The 17,279-nt window shown below is 62.5% G+C and carries 17 protein-coding genes and 1 tRNA gene; 6 read left to right on the forward strand and 12 right to left on the reverse strand.

What is annotated here, in order from left to right; genetic code table 11:
• Window positions 1–602: 602 nt before the first annotated feature.
• A tRNA-Ser gene (locus NDB2M4_RS06100) sits at window positions 603–696 on the reverse strand.
• 156 nt (window positions 697–852) lie between these two features.
• On the opposite strand from NDB2M4_RS06100, the gene NDB2M4_RS06105 reads away from it, so the two are divergent.
• A complete protein-coding gene (locus NDB2M4_RS06105) occupies window positions 853–1,446 on the forward strand; it encodes a hypothetical protein (protein ID WP_072371966.1) in 594 nt (197 codons plus the stop codon).
• 77 nt (window positions 1,447–1,523) lie between these two features.
• Here NDB2M4_RS06105 and NDB2M4_RS06110 read toward each other — a convergent pair whose 3' ends face one another.
• Both NDB2M4_RS06110 and NDB2M4_RS06115 read right to left on the reverse strand, forming a co-directional pair.
• Window positions 1,524–1,793 (reverse strand): SEL1-like repeat protein, encoded by a 270-nt coding sequence (locus tag NDB2M4_RS06110; RefSeq protein ID WP_072371969.1) that lies wholly within the window; start codon window positions 1,791–1,793, stop codon window positions 1,524–1,526.
• Between the two features lie 231 nt (window positions 1,794–2,024).
• Window positions 2,025–2,999, reverse strand: coding sequence for a quinone oxidoreductase family protein (locus tag NDB2M4_RS06115; RefSeq protein WP_072371972.1), 975 nt, complete (start codon window positions 2,997–2,999; stop codon window positions 2,025–2,027).
• 95 nt (window positions 3,000–3,094) lie between these two features.
• Between NDB2M4_RS06115 and NDB2M4_RS06120 the strand changes: the two genes are divergently transcribed.
• Window positions 3,095–3,535, forward strand: coding sequence for a hypothetical protein (locus NDB2M4_RS06120; RefSeq protein ID WP_139247120.1), 441 nt, complete (start codon window positions 3,095–3,097; stop codon window positions 3,533–3,535).
• A 58-nt stretch (window positions 3,536–3,593) separates the two neighbouring features.
• Window positions 3,594–4,610 (forward strand): DedA family protein, encoded by a 1,017-nt coding sequence (locus NDB2M4_RS20160; protein ID WP_072371975.1) that lies wholly within the window; start codon window positions 3,594–3,596, stop codon window positions 4,608–4,610.
• 7 nt (window positions 4,611–4,617) lie between these two features.
• Here the strand turns inward: NDB2M4_RS20160 and NDB2M4_RS06130 are convergent, their stop codons facing one another.
• A complete protein-coding gene (locus NDB2M4_RS06130) occupies window positions 4,618–5,277 on the reverse strand; it encodes a class I SAM-dependent methyltransferase (RefSeq protein WP_348533032.1) in 660 nt (219 codons plus the stop codon).
• 11 nt (window positions 5,278–5,288) lie between these two features.
• Window positions 5,289–6,551 (reverse strand): BtaA family protein, encoded by a 1,263-nt coding sequence (locus NDB2M4_RS06135; protein ID WP_072371981.1) that lies wholly within the window; start codon window positions 6,549–6,551, stop codon window positions 5,289–5,291.
• 210 nt (window positions 6,552–6,761) lie between these two features.
• Here NDB2M4_RS06135 and NDB2M4_RS20165 point away from each other — a divergent pair, with 210 nt between their 5' ends.
• On the forward strand, window positions 6,762–6,929 hold the full coding sequence (locus tag NDB2M4_RS20165) for a hypothetical protein (protein ID WP_171988039.1): 168 nt from the start codon (window positions 6,762–6,764) through the stop codon (window positions 6,927–6,929).
• Window positions 6,930–7,073: 144 nt separating this feature from the next.
• On the forward strand, window positions 7,074–7,874 hold the full coding sequence (locus NDB2M4_RS06140) for a class I SAM-dependent methyltransferase (protein ID WP_072371983.1): 801 nt from the start codon (window positions 7,074–7,076) through the stop codon (window positions 7,872–7,874).
• Between the two features lie 7 nt (window positions 7,875–7,881).
• On the opposite strand, the gene NDB2M4_RS06145 is transcribed toward NDB2M4_RS06140, so the two are convergent.
• Complete coding sequence (locus tag NDB2M4_RS06145) at window positions 7,882–8,616, reverse strand: class I SAM-dependent methyltransferase (protein ID WP_072371986.1); 735 nt, start codon at window positions 8,614–8,616, stop codon at window positions 7,882–7,884.
• Window positions 8,617–8,687: 71 nt separating this feature from the next.
• A complete protein-coding gene (locus NDB2M4_RS06150; RefSeq protein WP_072371989.1) occupies window positions 8,688–9,821 on the reverse strand; it encodes a calcium:cation antiporter in 1,134 nt (377 codons plus the stop codon).
• A gap of 175 nt (window positions 9,822–9,996) precedes the next feature.
• Between NDB2M4_RS06150 and NDB2M4_RS06155 the strand changes: the two genes are divergently transcribed.
• A complete protein-coding gene (locus NDB2M4_RS06155; protein WP_072371992.1) occupies window positions 9,997–10,224 on the forward strand; it encodes a hypothetical protein in 228 nt (75 codons plus the stop codon).
• A gap of 3 nt (window positions 10,225–10,227) precedes the next feature.
• Here NDB2M4_RS06155 and NDB2M4_RS06160 read toward each other — a convergent pair whose 3' ends face one another.
• The 5 genes from NDB2M4_RS06160 to NDB2M4_RS06180 form a co-directional block, all read right to left on the reverse strand.
• Entirely contained in the window at window positions 10,228–12,723 is a 2,496-nt protein-coding gene (locus tag NDB2M4_RS06160) for a putative bifunctional diguanylate cyclase/phosphodiesterase (protein ID WP_171988040.1), read from the reverse strand.
• A gap of 210 nt (window positions 12,724–12,933) precedes the next feature.
• The gene (locus tag NDB2M4_RS06165; RefSeq protein ID WP_072371998.1) at window positions 12,934–13,506 is read right to left on the reverse strand and encodes a YceI family protein; all 573 of its coding nucleotides are present in this window, start codon (window positions 13,504–13,506) and stop codon (window positions 12,934–12,936) included.
• 27 nt (window positions 13,507–13,533) lie between these two features.
• Entirely contained in the window at window positions 13,534–14,085 is a 552-nt protein-coding gene (locus NDB2M4_RS06170) for a cytochrome b (protein ID WP_072373223.1), read from the reverse strand.
• Window positions 14,086–14,228: 143 nt separating this feature from the next.
• Entirely contained in the window at window positions 14,229–16,451 is a 2,223-nt protein-coding gene (locus NDB2M4_RS06175; RefSeq protein WP_072372001.1) for a CHASE2 domain-containing protein, read from the reverse strand.
• A gap of 36 nt (window positions 16,452–16,487) precedes the next feature.
• Window positions 16,488–17,258, reverse strand: coding sequence for an alpha/beta hydrolase (locus NDB2M4_RS06180; protein ID WP_072373226.1), 771 nt, complete (start codon window positions 17,256–17,258; stop codon window positions 16,488–16,490).
• Window positions 17,259–17,279: the final 21 nt, after the last annotated feature.

The raw sequence follows: 17,279 nt of genomic DNA on the forward strand, positions 1-17,279 counted from the left end.
CGTCCAATCCGACATAGCAGGTCATCGAGCAGCCTCCGATGTGCGAAGAGCCGAGCAATAGCGCTCTGACCGCGGCACTATGGAGGATCATGCTCCGCCGCGATTACCCGATGTCCACACATGGGACGGAGCGTCCGTCAACTCTTCGACAGCGGTAAGCGCCAAGCGTCCTTGTCGAAGTCAGCTTCTGTATGACGTACTCGCATCCGATGCTGAGCGCCGTCTGACGTCGATGACGTCCTTATAAACTTTGACCACTCCCGGAACAGACTTGCTTCGGGTTGCATCGCCGGAGCCGACGTTCTGCGCCGATGAAGCGCGCAGCCGCCCACATTTGCGGTCTCGCGAGTAAACCAAAGACGCCGATGCACGAACAAAGAAAAGCTGCCGGAGTGCATCACCGGCCCGTTCGATTTCGTGGCTCTCCTTCGAACTGGCAGGTCTAACTGCGTAACTCTACGGCACGTGCCGCATGCGCGCGGAAGCGCATGTCCAAATCTGCTCCAAAAAAAATCCAGGGCTGGTCCAGTCACACCATTGAATTTCCTCACAATTCCATGAACGGATTCTAAGTCCTTGATTTATAAGGCAAAAAATAGGGTTGGCGGAGCCGGAGGGATTCGAACCCTCGATACGCCTTTACAAGCGTATAACGGTTTAGCAAACCGCCGCCTTCAGCCTCTCGGCCACAGCTCCAGAGCAGCCCCTAATAGAGGCGGTGTCGTTCGATTGCAAGGCGGGTAAACAGTGCTTCCGCAGTCTTCCGGCTCTTGACGCCCATCGCCGCCCGCCGCATCGTCCTGGCGGGATCAATAATAAGGCCGGAAGCGGCCAGACCTTGGGGTATCACCTATGCTGAGGCGGCTCATCCCCCTCGCGGCGGTCTTGTTGACTTTGGCACCGATAGAAGGTGCCTCGGCGCAGGAATACTGCGTCACCTGCAGTGGCCCGGATGCCACCTATCGCTGCGTGATCGGTGGCGAGGCATCCCCCGCCGCCCGCTCATCGCGCGGCCAGTTCCTTTGCATCACAGAGCTTGCCAAGGCTGGCGGCCACGCAAGTTGCAGCGCCGCCCGCGGCCAGGCAACGCCATGCCCCGGCGAGACGCGCACTGTCATGTTCACGTTGGGCGATCCGGGTGCTTCACCCCTGGAGACGGGCACGCCGCAACCGATGCCGGCTGCGCCCCCATCGTCGCCGGCCATGGTGCCGAGCACGACACAGCCGCTGGCTCCAGTTGCAGTTCCACCCGAACCGCAACCTGCCCAAGGCCCGCCACAACAGTCCGCCGTTGCACCCGACGGCGCTCAGCCCCAACACAAGCCAGATGCCGTCGAGAACCTCGCCAACCAGACTGGCAAGGCTGTCTCCGACACCGGCAAGGCCGTCGGCCATGCGGTCAAGAAGTCTTGGGATTGCGTAACCTCGTTCTTCGGCGACTGCTGATCGCGAGACCATGGTTGCGGCGGACCATACCCGTCCGCAGCGCAATCATTGGTCTCATCGCCTAGCCGGACGAGGCCTCAGTGGCGTGTCAGCCACTCACGCGCGAGGCGCTGTGCGCGTGAGATCTGAACCCTCGACATCTCGCGCGAAATATCCGACCGGTAGTGCTTGGCATCGTCGTTGCCGCGCATCGCCGCGAGATTGAACCACTTGTGCGCCTCTACGAGGTCGACATCCACATCCCGGCCTACGCAATACCTAAGGCCGAGTTGGAAAAGAGCATCCGGCGTTGAGCCGTAGTCGGTGCTCTCCTCGATTCCGTGTGCAGCTATCTGTAGCCGTGCCATTACCTGTCCCGCCCGTACTCACATACACTGCGGCTATGCCGCTCGAGCTATGCTTACGAGAATGTCAGGTGAGCAATGAAACTTGGTAAACTGCCAAGTATCCGATGCATGAACGCGCGCGCCCGTATCGCCTCAATTCGGCGCATACGCTTCGCTTCTGCGCAAGCCGCAAGCGTTCGTTCACCGTCATGGTAACCGGCGGCTAACCATAATCGCAGACAAGTCGACCATTTACGGAATGAGAACGATCGAACCCGTCGTTAGCCGCGCTTCGAGATCGCGGTGCGCCTGTGCAGCGTCACGCAAAGCGTAGCTCCGGCTCGGCTCGACCTTGATCGCACCTTTCTCGATCATTGAGAAAAGGTCGGCCGCGTTGGCGACGAGATCCTCCCGCCGCGCCGTATAGGTCATCAAGGTTGGGCGCGTCGCAAATAGCGATCCCTTCGCCGACAGCAATGCCATGTCGAACGCGGGCACCGGCCCAGACGCGTTCCCAAAGCTTACCCACAATCCCTTCGGCTTCAGACAGTCGAGCGAGGATGGAAACGTATCCTTGCCAACGCCATCGTAGACGACGTCGCACATCGCCCCGCCCGTGATCTCACGCACGCGCGCGACGTAATCTTCCGTACGGTAGTTGATGACGTGCGTGCATCCGGCTGCCTTGGCGAGCGCAGCCTTTTCATCGCTGCCCACTGTGCCGATCATCGTCGCACCGATCGCTTTCGCCCACTGGCAGGCGATCAGCCCCACGCCACCGGCAGCCGCGTGGAACAGCATCACCGTATCGGCGGTGCACGGATACGTCTCGCGCAGCAGATACCGGACGGTCATCCCCTGCAGCATGATAGACGCGGCTGTGGCATCGCTGATGCTGTCAGGAAGCTTCACCAGCCGGTCGGCGGCAATCACCCGCGCCTCGGCGTAGGCACCGAGGGCCGTTCCGTACGCCACGCGATCGCCCACTTTGAACTCGCTGACGCCTGGCCCCACCGCCTCGACCCGCCCCGCGCCTTCCATGCCGATCACCGCCGGCAGGACGGCGAGTTTATAGAGCCCGCTCCGGTGATAAGTGTCTATGTAGTTGAGGCCGATGGCAGTCTGCCGGATACGCACCTCGCCCGGGCCGGGCTCCCCAACCTCGACGGCCTCCCAGGTCAGCACCTCGGGACCGCCAGTCCCGTGAATACGGATCGCGTGCGTCATCTCTGGGCCTCCTCGCCTGGCCGCCCGTGTTTCGCCTTGACGCGGCCATGGAGGCCTTCTACGGGCTTAAGTGGCGTGCCGACAAGGGAGCAAGAATGATTCGCGAGCGCCGCCGGAACCTGCCGGTCCTGCTGATGCTGTTCGTCCCTATCGCACCTGTCGGTTGTACCGGTCCCAACGTCACCACCGGCGCCAGCTCGGGCCTCACGTGCGTCGACGATTCCAGCGATTGCGTCGCCAAACGCCAGCGCACGCTGCGCTATCTTGTCGACGACAACGACCGTTCGTGGATCAGAGCCCATGCCCCAGCCGAGGCCTATGCCTCGGGGGTCCGCCTGTTCGCCCTCAAGAGCAAGAAGAAAGAGCTTTCCTGCGATGAGCTGGCGCACGGCAAGAACGAAGCCGACCGCGCCCCTGGCGTGTTGCGCGCGGCTAACAACCTCACCCCTGCGCAGGTATCGCGCGGCATAATGCTCGCCAGTGAAGTTTCGCGCGAGCTGAGCACTGAGATGAAGCGCCGTTGCAAGCGTGGCTGACCAATGTCCGCCGCCTGCCTAGTATCCAACCCTCCGCAACTCCCCTGAGAGCATTCCAATGACCGACAGCTTCGTCGATACGGTCCTCTCTCTGGTGAAGCAGAGCGAGGGTTGGGCCATCCCCATCGCCTTCATCGTGGCCCTTGGGGAATCCCTCTGCTTCCTGTCCATCGTCTGGCCCGGCTGGGCGATCCTCACCGGTCTCGCCTTCCTCTTAGCGGCGGGCGGCGTCGGCTGGCCGATCCTGATCCCGACCATCATCGCTGCCGGCCTCGGCGGCGTCATCGGCTACGCGATCTCCTATTGGGTGGGCTACCACTTCAAGGATCGCATCGAAGGCATATGGCCGTTTACCACCCATCCGGGTTTGATCCCCCGAGGCGAGGAATTCTTCAACGAGCATGGCCTTTGGAGCGTCTTCCTCGGCCACTTCGTCGGACCGGTGCGGGCGGTCATCCCAGTTGTCGCCGGCATGTTCGCCATGCCGCAAATCCCCTTCCAGATCGCCAACTTCGCCAGCGCTTTCATCTGGGCGGTTTGGGTGATCCTCTGGCCCGTCCTGTTTGTCAACAATCAGGACGCGATCTTCGCGTTCATGCGCGAGAACGAGGCGATCGTCGCGCTCATCATGTTCGCCCTCGCCTTTGCCAACGGCGTCGCGCTGCCGATGCTGTTCGTGCCGACACTCCTCCTCTTCGCCTTCGTCGGCGGCGTGCACCTGTATGCCGACGGCGGCTTCTGGCCCATCTTTATTGCCGGGGCCATAGGCGCAGTCTGTGCTGACCTGTTTTTTTACCGCGAAGGCGCCAAGGCGAACGGCCGTTTCGCCGACGCCTGGTTCGTCAATGACCACGGCAAGGGCATCCCTCCGGCGCGCGAGACCCTGCGCGCCTCCGGTCTGGTCGCAGTGGTCACCAGCAAAGTCACCGGAATGCGCCGCGCCCTCATTCCGATTGCTGCAGGAGCTGAAGGGCTGCCGATCGCGACGTTCGCCGCGGCGAGCGTGATCGGCGCCATTATCTGGTCCGGTGTGCTGCTTCTGCCAGGCATAATCGTGCGCGCGCTGACCGCCTGAGACCGGCTCAGCTCGTGCGCGTCACCACCGCATAGACCGCATAACCGCGATAAAGCGCCATCCGCTTCACCTTGTAGCCCGGCATCGCCGCGATCTTCTCGAGCTCGGTCGAAAGATCATCGCGCGGCGTCACCGAAAACTGCGCCAGCCATCGGCGCAGAGCCCGCTTGAACCAGCGCGGCAGCCGCGCCTGATTGCCAAAGTCGACGATAAAGAGTTGCCCGCCTGGAGCCAGCGCGGCGAGAGCCTGCTGCAACGCGCCCCGCCATGGCGGGATCATCGACAGCGCATAGGAGATGAAAACGCGGTCGAATGTCGCCACGCCGAACATCTTATTGGCTTCAAAGGCCGTGGCATCCCCGTGTGCAATCTGAATCCGACCGCCGAGCCCGGCACGTTCGATCGAGCCCCGCGCCGTATCCAGCATCGCGCTGGAGATGTCGAACCCGTAAAACTGCGCCTGGCGATAGCGCCGCGCCGCGGTAATGAGATTGCGCCCCGTACCGCACGCGACCTCCAGAACGCTGCCACCATCGGGGGGCGCAAGTTCGCCAACTAGCCGGTCGCGCCCCAACAGGTAATACTTGCGCGTCAGATCGTAGATGTACCGCTGATAGCGGTAGATCGCATCCATGTGCTCGGCGGCAGAGGCATCAGTGTGCGCCACGAGCGCCTCCGTCAGCCGGCAAACGTATAGAGATGGAAGCCACCGTAGATCGACGAGCGGTCCTTGGCGGTCATCTCACGGCACCGGTCGCGATCGTAGGTGAAGCGCGACAGGATCCGGTCCGGCACGCGCCCCGGCAGGATCGTTTCCTCGCCCGCAGTGCGGAAGATGACGCGCGAGCCCGGTTTCGCTGTCCGCGCAATCTCACTCCACAGCGCCCCGAGCTGCGAATCCGTCATCCAATCCTGCGCATCGAGCAGCACGTAGGCATCCACCGAGCCCGCCGGCTGAGCCGCCAGATGCTCGGTGAACGAGGCATGCACGACCTGGATGTCTTCGACGCGCTTGCGCAGCTTGGCGAAGCTGTCGGGCTGCAGGTAAGGCGGCAGCGGCGCGCGCATGTTGGTCGCGTACCGCCGGCCGAATGCCTGCCAGGCGAAATAGTTGTCTTTCAGGTCGAAGTCGCAGGCGAGCCGCTCCAGACGCTGGCGCAGCACGTCCGCCATGCTGGCTTCTTTGCCCTTCAACGCCTCGAACTGCGAGGGCGGAATGCCCAGGCCAAACAGCGCCGACGGCTTGTCCAGCAGCCAGCGAATGTGCCGCTTCTTGAACAGAGGCGCCAGTTCGCGCTCGAAAATCTGCCGCTGCTCGCCGCGATCGCGCGCAACGAGAAGCCGGCGCGGGTTCTTGCCGTGCAGCCGCGCCAGGATGTGCCCGGCCGCGATGAAGTTGCCGAGCAGGCCATGGCGATAGAAGTTCGAACGGAAGTAACCAATGCGGCGACGGCCGATGCGGTCGCGCGAATCCCAGTAACGCCGCGTCACCCCATCGAGGTGCGGCCGCAGGAACACCGAATAGGCCTCGAGGTTCTCAGCACGGTTCGCCTCGGCGAAGAACGCGCGGAACGTCTCATAGTCCGGCAGATGCGCGATTGCCGCCACCTTCAGCTTATTGAGGGCAACGTGCGCCGGATTGAGGTCGACCGCGGTAACGCGCACCGGCGCCGACGCCAGATAGCTCAGCACGTTGCAGCCGCCCGAAGCGATCGCGACGAGGCTCTCGCCTTCCTTGAGGCTCAGCGCCTCGAGATCCACGACCGGGTCTTCCCAGATTTGCGGATAGACCAGCCCGCTGAACGCCAGCGTAAACAGCCGCTCCTGTATTCCCTGGCGCGAGGTAGCCTTGTGCCGGTGCACCGCCTGGCGCAGACGCTGGTTGCGCTCGCGCCGCAGAGGGGCATCCTCGGCGGCAATGACGTCCTGGGTTGAGGCCATGCTTCCCTGTCTGTCGTTATTATCGCCGCATCCGGCGTTATCGTCCGTCCGACCGGACCGGCTAAGGGAGTCTTGTTACGGATTTATGTCACCAGGGCCCGCGGGCACTTGCGCCGCAGGCCAAAAAGACCTAGAGGAGCCGCTCGCGCTCCGCCGGCCGTCTGGCTGCGGCGCCCATCCCCTTTTGATGAACGCCCGATCAGGTGACCCATGAGCAGCACTCGCAGCCTTCGTAACGTCGAAACCCGCAAGAAGAAGGCCCGTCGCGCCATTCCGCGTACGGCAAAGACTCGTAACCAGGGCAACACCGGCACTGGCCGCAAGCGCCTGAAGAAGGCAGCTGGCCTGCGCCGCGGCGCCAAGGCCGCCACGGCCTAAGCGACCAACTGTCAAATCGGTGGCTTTTTGCCCCGCCCGGTCCGTCCGGGCGGGCATATTCGTTTGTGAATTCGGTCGAAGCGGTTTGCGCGTGCACCCGGCACTGCCTACCTAACCGCTAGGATTGCGATAGCCAGGGACCACATGGCCCAGATTGCCCCCATCATTCCCGACCGCTTCACATCGGCGATCCCGCACTATGTCAGCGGGCGCCCGCGCTACTCGGATCGGCTCATCGCCAAGCTGGCCGACGAGACGAAGCTCACCCCGAGTTCGCGCGTGCTCGACCTCGGCTGCGGCCCCGGATCTCTGACGATACCCCTATCGCGATATGCCGGCACCACCATCGGCATCGACATCGATCCCGAGATGATCGCAACGGCCGAAGCCGCCGCGAAAGATGCCGGCGCCGTCATCGACTGGCGCGTCGGCACATCGTTCGATCTCGATAGCGCTCTCGCTCCGCTCGATCTCGTCACCATCGCGCGCGCCTTCCATTGGATGGATCGCGAGGCGACGTTGCAGCGTCTCGATACGCTCATTGCCCCCGCCGGCAGCATTGCGCTCGTCAACACCGAGCTGCATCCCGCTCCCGAGCTGAAATGGCACGATGCCTTCGAGGAGCTGCGCACCGGACACGGCCGCTTCGATGACTTCTATCGCTGGCGCAAGGGCAAGGACTGGGAGGCGCATCAGAGCGTGCTTTTGCGCAGCCCGTTTAGCGTTGTCGAGACCATCTCCGTATTCGAAAAGCGATTGACGCCACTCGACGAGGTCGTGGCACGTGCACTGTCGTTCTCCGCCAACTCGCCAGCAGCGCTCGGCGAGGACGGCCGCAGAGCTTACGAGAACGCCGTGCGCGGCCGCATGCTCTCGATCACTCGGGAAGGCATCTTTCCGGAAATCGTCGAGACGGTCGCCATTATCGCCAGGCGGCCAGGCTGACGTCGTTTCAGGGCCGGTAGAGAAACAGTCTGAACAGATCAGTCGGCGACCGATACAGCTCCTGAATCGCCGCGAAGCCAGATTCACTGCCTAGGCGCCGCCAATCCGATACCGTCTCCGGCAAATCGCACGCCCGCACGTGTTTCAGTGCTTCGCTGAACTCAGCCGGCGAAAGCTCAGTCCAGTTGGCTCGCCCGATGTCCTCGAACCTTTCGAGGTACGCGTCCCGGTCCTCGCCATCCCGCCGTGTCGGCTCGTAGATCAGCAATGCACCGCCGGGCGCTAGGCTCGCGCGCACGTCACGCATGAATTTGCGTTTATCGTCGGTGGCGAGGTGGTGCAGCGACAGAGAGATCCAGACGATATCCTCGCCACCCTTGTCTTTGCTCGGTGCCTTCGTGAAATCCGCTTCAACCAGCGTCACGGGGCAGTCCAAATTGGCGAGGCTCTCCGCCGCCAGGGCGAGGGCCGGCGCCGATAGATCCACGCCTCGGTATTCGGCCACGTCCGTCTTGTGCAGCGCGCCGATAATCCCGCTGGCATCCCCGCAGGCCAGGTCGAGAATGCGGAACGGCCGAGCAACGTCGACATCCAGGAATTGGCGTAGCACAGCACACGCCTCCCGGTTCGACAGGTAGTCGTGCTTCAGGAACTTCCGATAGATATCCCACTGGCTCTGAAAGATTTCCAGCGCCTCGGCGTCAACGACGGTCTGAGCAGTATCTAAAACGGCCTGCGCCATTGCGATCTCCCGGCAAACACCGCCGAACCCTATGACCGGAGCGTAAATAATGCCTTCCGCGCCCGATTAGACTACGGGTTGAATATCAGAACCGCGTAGCAAAAGAAGAGCAGCAGATGCACTGCCCCTTGCAGGACGTTGGTTCGCGCCCCTGAAAACGTCAGCATACTCACGGTCAGTGTGAGAACCAGCAGAATGATATTCTCATCGTTGAGCCCCAGCGTGATGCTCTGCTGCGTCGCAAGGCCAATCATCAAAACGACCGGGACCGTCAGGGCCAGCGTTGACAGCGCCGAGCCAAGGCACAGGTTAATGGAACGCTGCAGCCGGTTGGCGAGGGCCGCCCGAAACGCGGTGATGCTCTCCGGTGCCAAGATGAGCGCCGCGATCAACGTACCGCCGACCGGCGCAGGCACGTCAAGTGTATGGATCCCCTGCTCCACTATAACCGCCAGATATTCCGCCAGACCCACCACCGGCAAAAGCGTCAGCAGCAATAGCAGCGCATGCTTCCCGATTGACTGACGTTCGCCATCGAGCCTTGCTGGCGGCTCGCACGCATCGTCGTACTTGATCTCGAAGAACCCGCGATGCCGCATGGTCTGCAACGCCAGGAAGATCGCATAAAGCACCAGCGAAGCGAGCGAGAACAACGTCGCCTGGGAAGCATTGAGACCACCGCCCGCTGCCGAAGATTCAGTCGTGCGCGGCAAGATCAGGGCGATCGTCGATAGCGGGATCAATACCGCCAGATAGGCACGCGCGCCTTCGAGATTGTATTCCTGTTGCACGTGGCGCAGGCCACCCGCCAGCAGGCACAGTCCCACCATGCCATTCATCATGATCATGATGACCGAAAACATGGTGTCACGCGCCAGCGTCGGATCAGTCACGCCCTCGAGCATCACTGCGACGATCAGCGACACCTCGATGACGATCACCGACACGGTGAGGATCAGCGTGCCGAGCGGCTCGCCCAGCAACTCCGCCAGCGCATCGGCGTGGCGCACGACACCAAAGATGCAAACCGCGATCGCTGCCAGCAACCAGACGAACAGAACGCCGCGCTCGATAAGCTGACTGGGATCCGCCAGCCAGACGCGGCCGTACACGAGAAACAGCACCAGCGTGATGCCGCCGGCGACTACAGGTGCCTCGCTGCGAAAGCGCGCATCCCAGCGCACTTGGCTCGTCCCGTCATGCATCCGGCCACCCTCCTTCTGGGAGAATTCCCTCGCACTAAGGCTTTTCAGCGCCCGACTTGGAACTGCTCCTTATGCCGCACAGCTCGGCATTTGCTTTAACTAAGATCCTTCTCCACGAGCCTTCGTTAAAGGGGTAGATGTCTACTCATCGGGCCAATGTTTGATGGGGCCCGGCATGAACAGATCAGCTCTGATTGCGCTGCTTTTGATCCCGCTTGCGGCGGCCCAGGCCCATGGCGCGCGTATCGTGCAGCTCGCCCTGCCGACCCAGCAGCCTGAAGAACCACCCCGGCAATCGGTCGGAGATCCCGACCCCGCACCGATCATCAGTCTCGACCTGTTTGATTTTGGCAGCAGCGCTGAAGAAGCTTGGCCCTGGACCGATACGCAGGACGAGGACTAGCGCTCAGGACGACGCGCGGCGGTGAACACCGGACGAGCGCGCAAGAATGCCGGCAACGTCGGCCGCGACCGCCGGCCGCCCGATGTAGTAACCTTGCGCCTCAGAGCACCCTTCAGCGCACACGCGATCCAACTGCTCGGCAGTCTCGATCCCTTCGGCGAGGGTCGCAATTCCCAAACTCTTCGACAGCGCCACGACCGAGCGCAACACAGCGAGCGCACTTCCCGACTCGCTCTCCAGATCGCGAATGAAGTGCTTGTCGATCTTTATCTTGTCGAAGCGAATGGTGGTCAGATAGCCAAGTGACGAAAAGCCCGTACCGAAATCGTCGAGAGCAACACCCACCCCGATCGCCTGCAGCTCTTCCAAGGCAGAGACAACACCACCAACATCGTACATCAGTACCGATTCAGTGATTTCGAGTTCCAGCCGATTGGGTGACAGCCCCGAGACAGCGAGTGCCGCAATCACCGACTGGCGCACATTGCCCGAACGGAACTGCGCAATCGATAGATTCACCGCGACACGAATACCTTTCGGCCACGTTGCAGCGTCCGCGCACGCACGCCGCAGCACCCAGTCCCCAAGCTGAACGATGAAGCCTGTTTCCTCCGCCAGCGTAACGAACTCACCCGGCGCGATGACACCGTGCTCGGGATGGTTCCAGCGCAGGAGCGCCTCGAACGACACGATCTCGTCGGTTTCAAGGTCGAGTTGCGGCTGGTAATACAGTTCGAACTGATCCTCACTCAGGCCGATGCGCATGTCATGCTCCAGCTTGTGCCGGGCACGCATGCGTGCGTCCATATCCCGCTCGAAGAAGCGCGTATTGCCTGGTCCCTCGCGCTTGGCCCGCGCCAATGCAAGGTCTGCGTTCGTCAGAAGCTCGTCTGGCTGGTCGCCATCAACCGGCGCGATGGCGACGCCCACACTGATCGAGATCGAGATCGGATGATCATCGATGTCGAACGAAGTGCCGAGCACTTCATGCAGTCGCTTGGCCAACGCGTCGGCTTCGCCAATCGGGTCGTCAGAAATCTGCAGCGCAATGAACTCGTCGCCGCCAATGCGCGCGATCATGTCCACGCCGTTTAGCCGGCGACGCAAGCGATGCGCAACGTTCTGCAACAAGGTGTCGCCCGCAGACGGGCCGAACGTGTCATTGATTTCTTTGAAGCGATCGATCTCGAACAGCACGACACCGACGCTGCCGCGCGCGCCAGCGCCTTCACCCGCGAGCAACTCCTCGAGCCGCTCGCGCAGCTGTGCCCGGTTTGGCAGGTCGGTCAGCGTATCGTGGCGCGCCATGTATGACAGCCGCGCCTCGATCCTGCGCAGATACGTGACATCATCGTGCGTCGCCACCCAGCCGCCGCCGTCGAGCGGCGCGTGGGTGATGGCGATGATGCGCCCATCACTAAGCTCGTGCACTTTGGTATGCCTTACCGCCTCGCGCACGGATGCGAAGCGCTCTTCCAGATAGGCTTCGCCGTCCCGTCCATTGTAAAGCCCATTCGCAATCCGGCTTTCAACGATCTTACGAAACGGCGTCCCACGCCGCGCCAGATCACTCGACAGGCCGTACATCTCAACGTAGCGCGTGTTGCAGACGAGCAGTCTCTGGTCCTGGTCGAACATGCACAAGCCCTGAGACATCTTCGAAAGCGCAGCGTCGAACAGCCTGTTCTGCTCGCTCAGCTCCGCATCACGCCGGTCGAGCGCTGCCAGAGCCATCTCTGCTTCGGACCTTGCACGCGCCGATGCTTCGAGGTGCCTTTGCGCTGCTTCCAGCGCCTCGCCATAGTCCGTGAGATGCGCAGCCCTGCCGAGTACGCGTCGCGCACCATATGCGCCGGCAGCGAGCACTATCACGAGACCTATTAGCGTCACGAGACGCTCGGCCTCGGCGGCAGGAAAAATCCGGAACGACGTCAGGTACTGCTCATAATCATTCGTGACGTTTTCCCAGCCGTCCGAAATGACCGCGCCGCAGACGATGAGGCTCCAACCGATAATGGCCGAGACGCCAGCGACGACAACAGGACGCGGATGGAACCGCAACGCCCGCACGCCCACCAGCAATAACAGGAGCACGAAACCGGGCGCCTTCAGCACGCCCGACGCGGGATGACCGAAGGAGAATTGATAGCTCCAGATCAGCAGCAGAACGATGCCGACATCGACAACGCTCAGCAGATCGAGGCTGTGCTCCGGCAGCGGCCGCCTATCTGCCAGCCACCAGCGCACCGCGGAGCTGCAGACGAGTCCGACAAGCGCCCACAGGACCCACTTATCGAGCGCTCCTAAGCTGCCGCGCAGCCCCGTCGTGTGCAGAACCAGAACAAATAAGGCGATCCCGGCCTGCGCCAGCGCGATAGCCTTCTCGCCGCGGGCATCCTGCTCGCGCAGCTTCCGTATCAGCCGAAGCGACGGCGGCACATGCACGCGCGGCGCCTCTTCGGCGCCACGCTCACCACCCCATGCTGTTGACGTCGGCACGGCTGACAAACTCATACTCCGGACGGGATAACGACATAGCCGCGCGACCGTGATGCTTGCGAGTTCCGCGCAGCAACCACGAACGCGCGGCTGGCAAAGCTGCCACAGACCGCGTTACCTGTCCTTTTCCGCGAGAAGAGCTTTACGCGCTTTGGCGTCCCAGAACGATTGTTCAGTTAACGCCAAGTGTGTCCGGAGCGCAGACGTGTCCTATTGCCGAACACCCTCGATTTCGAGAGCCATTTCGACCGTTTGAGATGCAGGACCAAGATTAAAATTGATGTCGAAGTCCTTAAGCGGCAGCGTCGTGGTGCCGGTAAAACCTTGGCGCTGACCACCCCAAGGATCCGAGCCGCCGCCTACACGCGTTGCCTCGATCGTGATCTCCTTGGTTACGCCGTGCAGCGTCAGGTTCCCCTTGATCGTCGCCTTGTCGCCGTCGAGCTTTACGCTCGTGCTCTCGAAAGTTGCCGTAGGGAATTTCGACGTATCGAGGAAGTCTTTGCCGCGCAGATGCTTGTCGCGCTCGGCATGGTTGGAGTTGACGCTGTCGGTGTCGACCTCCACCTTGACCTTCGATGCCTCCGGGTTCGCCTCGTCGAACGAGAACGTACCCTTGAACTTGTCGAAGCGACCCGTCAGCCAGCTGAAGCCGAGATGCTTGATGCGGAAGTTGATCGAGGCATGCGCCTTATCCGTGTCGATCACGTAGTCGGCGGCGCTCACCGGTGCAACAGAGAATAGCGCTGCGATCAACGCGAGTGATCCGGCGGATAACTTCATGAGAACGGCTCCTGTTGGTGGATTGAGTTAGTTCTTCTTAGGCCCCGACAGCATCCGCGTAAGAATGCGAGTGCGGTCGAAGAAGTGGTGCTTCAGGGCAGCGATCACGTGCAGCAGCACGACGATCATGGTGATGTCGGCCAGCGTCTCGTGAATTTCGCCGGCGGTCTTCTCCATACCTTTGTCTTCGATGATTGCCGGCACGCTGAACCAATCGAACACTTCGACCGGGCGTCCGTCCGCGGTCGACATCAAATAGCCACTCACCATCAGCGCGAACAGCAACGGATAGAAACCCCAGTGCACGATTTTCGAGCCCCAGCGCTCGATCGGCGACAGCTCATCGTCGGCCGGATGCGTGTTCGCCAACCGCCAACCGAGCCTGATGGTGAGAAGAATGAGAAGTAGAATGCCGACGCTGCGATGCAGGTTTGGAGCGCTCTGGTAGTAGGGGCTGTAATAGTTCAACTCGACCATCCAGAGGCCGAGCACATACATGCCGATGATGGCCACCGCCATTATCCAATGAACGGCGCGCGTCGGCAGACCATAGCCGGCGGCCGTATCGCGGATCTGCATGCTGAGCCCCTTCCCCTTGCCTGCGCTCATGTAGTCAGCGACGCCACGCCGTCAACAGGCTGATCGCGCGAAACTTTGCCATCGTTGATCGCAAACGCGCGAAGCGGCTTAAATCCGTCGCGGCCGGGATTTGCCAGAAGGCGCTACGTCGCAGACTTCGGCTGATCCGCCGCAGCCAGCCTCGAAAAAGCCGCGTAAAGCCGCGCATAGCTGCCATGCGCCGCACAGGCTGCGTAAGCCGCACGAACCTGGTCCGCGTCGCCTTCATTTATAGATGTCAGCAATAACTGATGCGCTTCGAGCAACTGCCTGAAGCCTGGCGTGCGCGCCAATGCCTCATCCCCGACCAGTGCGAATATTCGCTCGGCGCGCTGTTTACCGCGTACCGCCACCGATCCGAGTTCCAGCAGCGCCATGTCCGGGGCAGCGCGTGCAGTGCTCTCGCCCACGACAATCGGCACGCCGTACGTCTTCGTCTCGCCTTCCAGACGGGACGCGACATTCACCACGTCGCCGAGAATGGAATAATCGAAACGCTGCGGCGAGCCGACATTCCCGACGCAGCACGCCCCGGTATTGAGGCCGATGCCAAGCTCGACCTTGTGTGCAGCCTCACCACGCGCCGCAGCCTCGGCTGCCCATAGGTCATTCAACTTGTCGAGCTGCTCCTGCATGCGCAATGCCGCACGACACGCATTGGCAGCATGAGCCGGATCGGCGAGCGGTGCATTCCAGAACGCCATCACAGCATCGCCCATGAATTTGTCTATCGTCCCTCGCTCTTCGAGAATGATCTCGGAGAGTGGCGTGAACATGCGATTGAGAAACGCGATCAGCGCCTCGGCCGACAGGCCCTCCGCAATGTTGGTGAAGCCGCGCACATCGGCGAACAGCACCGTCACCTCGCGGGTCTCTCCGCCCAGCTTCAGCTTGTCGTGATTGCGCGCCAGCTCCTCCACGAGAGGCGCTGCCACGTAGTGACCGAACGCAGCTCGCACGCGCCAACGCTCCCGCTCCGTGGCGACATAGCCTGCAAGCGAAACGGCAAGGTAGACGAGTAAAATCGCCAACGACGGATAGACGGGATCGAGGAGATAGCCTGTATTCCTGTACGCAATCCACGATCCCGCGAACACCAGCAAGATGGCAGCTCCGCCAACGACCGCCGCGCTGGTCGCCCCGAGGCGTCCGATGAGCCACGCCAGCGCCGCGCCAACGCCGACGAGATAAACGAGCTCCAGCCCAAGTGCGAACGGCGGCCGCACCAGGTGCTCTCCCGAAAGCATCTGCTCAAGCGCCTGCGCGTGCACTTCGACGCCTGGAACCGCCGTATCGAGCGGCGTCGCCCTCAAGTCGAGCAGACCAACTGCGCTCGTGCCGATGAGAATGTCGCGCCCTTTGATGCTGGCGGGCTCGTATGTGCCATCGAGTATCGTGTGCGCCGATATGTACCGACGCCGATCCGGGCGCGAAAACCGCAACCACAATTCGCCGTCCGCCTCCGTCGGCAGAACTGTCTTCCCCACACGCACTTGCTCGATGCCCGTGCGTTGGCCAAAAGCACCGACGCTGCTGCCGCCCGATGAGCGCACGAACACCGTGCTTTCGCCCATACCGACCCGCAGCGCTTCCAGCGGCAGCGACGGATAGAGCTCCCCGCCGATGGCAACCAACAACGGCACGCGTCGCACCACCTGATCGCGCTCAGGCAGCCAGTTGACAGCTCCGACCCCCTTCGCCGCGTCGTTCAGCACCGGCAGGCTTCGCACGGCCCCCGCATAGCGCGGCACGAACTGCAAAGGATCATCGCCCGCAATGGCAAACCGCGCGCGCACCGCCGGCCCCGGCGCGCTGCTCGAGCTTTCACCCGCCACGCCCAGCACAGACGCAGCAGCACCCAGCGCCCCCGCAAAGCGCGCATCACTCGACGGAAGCTCTCCCGCCTTATCCACCAGCGGACGCAGCTCAGGCTGATCCGCAAACAGCTTCGCAAATTCCGCCGGCGACAGCCGGTCCGGCTCGGCAAAGATCAAGTCGAGCGTGACAGTTCGCGCACCCGCCGCCGTCAACCGCTCAACGATCTCAGCCAGCTTTCCGCGCGGCCACGGCCACTGTCCCACACGGGCAAGGGAAGCATCGTCGATGTCGACGATCCGCACCGGAAGCGCTGCATCGAGCTGGCGCGGCGCAAGCTGCAGATATGTGTCGAACACCGCGAGCCGCAGTCGCGCCACTGGTTCGGGATCAGCAATGCGCAGCGCCACTGCCACCAACAGCAGCAATCCAGCAAGCAGGGCGTGGGCAGGCAGCGCGCGCAACGTCGAGACCCTGGAACCGCGGCGCTGATCGCCCCGCGCAGCGATCATAGCCTCGCTGGCGCCCGCTCAGCCACTCCGGCGAACTCAGTTGGTGACCACCTTGGCGAGCCAGTCGGCGCAGTGCCCGGCCAAGGCCGGCGCCCCTTCCTCCATGATCAGGAAGTGACCGCGTCCCGCCGCCTCCTCGAAGGTTGCATTAGCATAGAGGGCCGCCACCTTGCGGCACGTGACCGCCGAAATAACCTTGTCCTCAGAGCCTGCCACCACCAGCACCGGGCAGGTGACGTTGGCTTCGTCCACGGCGATCGTTCTCTGCTTGTCGAACATCCAGAAGAACAGCTCGAACAGTGCCAGGCCCGACTCGGCGCTGAACATGTCGAAGATCCGGCGCTGCCCATCGGCGTCGAGGCTGGCGAGCGAATCCCCTTTCGCCACGTCGAACGACGGATTGAGCGCCTTGTCCCAGAACGGCGAGGCCTGCATCAGCCCCTTCGCCAGGTTCATTTCCTCTTCGGTCGAAGGCAGCACCCCCCACGGCGGCGCCGGGGCAAATAGCACCAGCGCCTTGGCAAGGCCTTGCGCCGCCAGCTGCTGCGCGATGAGCCCACCCATCGAATGCCCGATGATCACCGGCGGCTCCGGCAGGCGTTTGACGAATTCGGCCATGTCGCGCGTGTAGTCGGCGACGCTCTGCTTGGCGAGCAGTGGCGCTGGCTTACGCTTCGGTCCCGGCACATGGTACGGCAGATCGGGGGCCTCGCAGCTCCAGCCCCGCTCTGCAAATACGGGCATGATGTCCGCGAAACACCAGCCCCCGCAGAAGGCGCCATGGATGAGAACGATGTGCTTGGCCATTTGCTGCTCCCCCGTTTCGAA

The sequence above is a fragment of the Hyphomicrobium sp. NDB2Meth4 genome (genome assembly GCF_900117445.1).
Taxonomy (GTDB): domain Bacteria; phylum Pseudomonadota; class Alphaproteobacteria; order Rhizobiales; family Hyphomicrobiaceae; genus Hyphomicrobium_A.